Annotated in this window: 4 protein-coding genes; 3 read left to right on the plus strand and 1 reads right to left on the minus strand. The window is 69.7% G+C overall.

Going from position 1 to position 2,939, the window contains the following annotated elements:
• Together VF794_RS19965 and VF794_RS19970 are read left to right on the plus strand one after the other, a co-directional pair.
• Positions 1-1,065 (plus strand): M64 family metallopeptidase (locus tag VF794_RS19965; protein WP_331112744.1); only part of this gene is annotated, 1,065 nt, incomplete at its 5' end.
• A 107-nt stretch (positions 1,066-1,172) separates the two neighbouring features.
• Positions 1,173-1,631, plus strand: coding sequence for a DUF2267 domain-containing protein (locus VF794_RS19970; protein ID WP_331112746.1), 459 nt, complete (start codon positions 1,173-1,175; stop codon positions 1,629-1,631).
• Positions 1,632-1,678: 47 nt separating this feature from the next.
• Here VF794_RS19970 and VF794_RS19975 read toward each other — a convergent pair whose 3' ends face one another.
• On the minus strand, positions 1,679-2,446 hold the full coding sequence (locus VF794_RS19975; RefSeq protein ID WP_331112748.1) for an SIMPL domain-containing protein: 768 nt from the start codon (positions 2,444-2,446) through the stop codon (positions 1,679-1,681).
• Between the two features lie 162 nt (positions 2,447-2,608).
• Here VF794_RS19975 and VF794_RS19980 point away from each other — a divergent pair.
• Positions 2,609-2,939 (plus strand): hypothetical protein (locus VF794_RS19980; RefSeq protein WP_331112750.1); only part of this gene is annotated, 331 nt, incomplete at its 3' end.

A 2,939-nucleotide genomic window follows, 5' to 3' on the forward strand; every position in this document is an offset into this window, starting at 1 on the left:
GTCCAGGTGCTCCTCAAGAAGCGCGACGAGCAGAACGTCTTCCACGAGCGCTGGTCCCTCATCGTCGACCCCAAGGACATGTTCGTGGACACGTCCGCGCCGCCCTCGCCTGGGCCCCTCCTGCCCATCCTCAAGAGCGGGCCGTCCGAGCAGAAGGTGGACCTGCTCATCCTCGGCGATGGCTACACCGCCCAGGAGCGCGCCAAGTTCGAGAAGGACGCGCGGCGGCTGGTGGACATCCTCTTCACCTTCTCGCCCTTCAAGGAGCGCAAGGCGGACTTCAACGTGTGGGGGCTGATGCCCGCCTCCCAGCAGTCCGGCATCTCGCGCCCGTCCACCGGCATCCACCGCCACTCGCCCGTGGGCTCCACCTACGATGCCTTCGGCAGCGAGCGCTACGTCCTCACCTTCGAGAACCGCCGCTTCCGCGACGTGGCCGCGTTCGCGCCCTACGAGTTCGTCGAAATCCTCGTCAACGGCAACACCTACGGCGGCGGCGGCATCTTCGGCCTCTATGGCACCGTGGCCGCCGACAGCCTCTGGTCCCCCTATGTCTTCGTCCACGAGTTCGGCCACCACTTCGCCGGACTGGCGGACGAGTACTACACCTCGGACTCGGCCTATGCCCCCGCCGAGGAGCGCGTGGAGCCCTGGGAGAAGAACGTCACCGCGTTGAAGGACCCGGCCCGGCTCAAGTGGAAGGAGTTGGTGACACCCGGCACGCCGCTGCCCACGCCGTGGAAGAAGGAGGAGTACGAGGCCCACGCCCGCAAGGTGCAGGAGCAGCGCCGCCGTATCCGCGCCGAGCGCCGCCCGGAGTCGGACATGGATGCGCTCTTCACCGCCCAGCGCGACTGGGAGGAGCCTTTCCTCGCCAGGCAGCCCCACGCCGGCAAGGTGGGCGCCTTCGAGGGCGCGATGTACGAGGCCCGCGGCTACTACCGGCCCCAGCTCGACTGCGTGATGTTCACCCGCGACCGCGTGCCCTTCTGCGGCGTGTGCCAGCGCTCCCTGGGCGAGGTCATCGACCTGTACGCCGGAAGGCGCGCGAAGCCGGCGCCCTGACCGGGACCAGGGCACCTGCCTGGCTGGGCTCCGAGCATGGGAGCCCGAGGTGCTGCCGCCCGCGTCCAACGTCTCCAACCTGACAGGGAAAGGAGGCGGACATACCCATGGCCATGATGCACAACCTGGAAACGGAGTCCTGGTCGGGAGAGGGCGTCGGAACGAGCGTGGAGTCCTTCCTGGCGCGTATCAACCGCGAAGTCCCCGAGTACCCTCCCACGGAGGCGGCGGATGCGGTGATGAGCGCACTCTGTGAACGGCTCCCCGGTGGACTCGTGCAGGAGATGAGGGAGCAGTTCCCCGAGGGGCTTCGACAGCTCTTCCAACACTGCTGGAAGGAGCGCAGCGCCAACGGGCAGAAGTTCGACAAGGACGACTTCTACCTGGATGTCGCCGAGCGGCTGCAGATCGAGGCCGAGAGCGTCCGCCTCGTGCTCCACGTCGTCTTCGCGTCCATCCTCTCGCAGATCACCGAGAAGCTGGCGCACAAGATCGACAGCGAGATGCCGCCCAACATCTCCGGCACCTGGAACGCCGCGCGTCGCGCCGCCGACCTGCCTCGCTGAGCGTCCGCGAAGCCCCGGTGGGCCGCATGCCCCCGGGGCCCCGCGCCCTACTCGATGGCGTAGAGGAGCGTCACCGTCGCCGACACCGTCTGATCCTCCGGCTGGATGGGCGTCGTCACGTCCGCGGCTCCCGCGGCCCTCGCCTCGAAGCGGGCCTCCATGGGCATGGGGATGGGATGCCGAGGCTCCAGCACCGTGCTCGCATCCAGCACCCGCCCCAGCTTCACCCCCAGCGCCGCCGCCAGCACCTGCGCCGCCTGCCTCGCCCGCTCCACCGCGTTGCGCAACGCCTCGCCCTGCACCGTCTCCGGCTTGCTCAGCCCGAAGCGCACCGACTCCACCCGGTTCGCCCCCGCCCCCAACGCCGTGTCCAGCAGCGCCCCCACCCGCGCCAACTCCCGCACGTGCACCTCCACCGTGTTGCCCACCCGGTAGCCCTTGAGCTTCGGCTCCTGGTCCGGCCTCGTCTGCGGCACGTACTCCGGGAACACCGTGTAGTTGCGCGTCTTTATCTCCTCGCGCGGGATGCCCGCCCGCACCAGCGCGGTGATGACCTTGTCCATCTTCCGCGCGTTGTCCTCCGCCGCCGCCTTCGCCGTGGGAGCCAGCGTCTCCATCCCCAGGTCGATGAACGCCTCGTCCGGCGCCACCTTCACCTCTCCCTTCCCCTCCACCCGGATGGTCCGCTGCGCGGGGCTCGCCTCCGGGGGCGGTGGAGACGGCGCGGGGGGCACCACCCGGGGCTGGGCCGCTCCCGCGGTCGTCAGGGTGCTCCACAGCAGGACCGTCATCAGGGTCGTGCGCGCAGCGAGCATGGCCGTGCCTCCTCGTCGGGTGGGCTCCTCTTCAAGGTGCGTCCGTGCGCAAGCGGGCGCGGAGGGGCTGGGGCGAGAGCCCGGAATGGCCGCTCGGAAGGCACCAGGGCGGACATGTGCCCGCCTGGACGAAGTATGCTGCGCCCACCAAGGAGCTCCTTCATGCGGATGTTGCTGTTCCTGGTCGCGGTGCTGGCGGCCGGTTACGCGGGCCATGTGTACCTGGGGACGCGCGCCCAGACGCCGTACTCCGCCTATTCGGAGGACCAGCTCGCCCAGATGGAAGCGGAGAACCAGCGGCTCCTCCCGAAGACCCGAGGCGACGCGGCCATCGAGCGACAGGTCTCGCTTCAGCTCCTCCAGGAGGAGCGTCAGCGGCGCCAGCGCCTCCAGCACCTCCCTATCGCCGCGGGGGGCGCCGTGCTGGCCCTGATCGCGTCCATCCTGGTGCGCTCCCGCGCCCGCTCCGATGAGCCCTCCAGCGATGAGGAGT

It is taken from the genome of Archangium sp. (assembly GCF_036389735.1).
Taxonomy (GTDB): Bacteria; Myxococcota; Myxococcia; order Myxococcales; family Myxococcaceae; genus Archangium.

Excerpts from the sequence above, each read along its gene's own strand:
- VF794_RS19970 (WP_331112746.1), top strand. The coding sequence starts at position 1,173 with ATGGCCATGATGCACAACCTGGAAACGGAGTCCTGGTCGGGAGAGGGC.
- VF794_RS19975 (WP_331112748.1), bottom strand. The coding sequence starts at position 2,446 with ATGCTCGCTGCGCGCACGACCCTGATGACGGTCCTGCTGTGGAGCACC.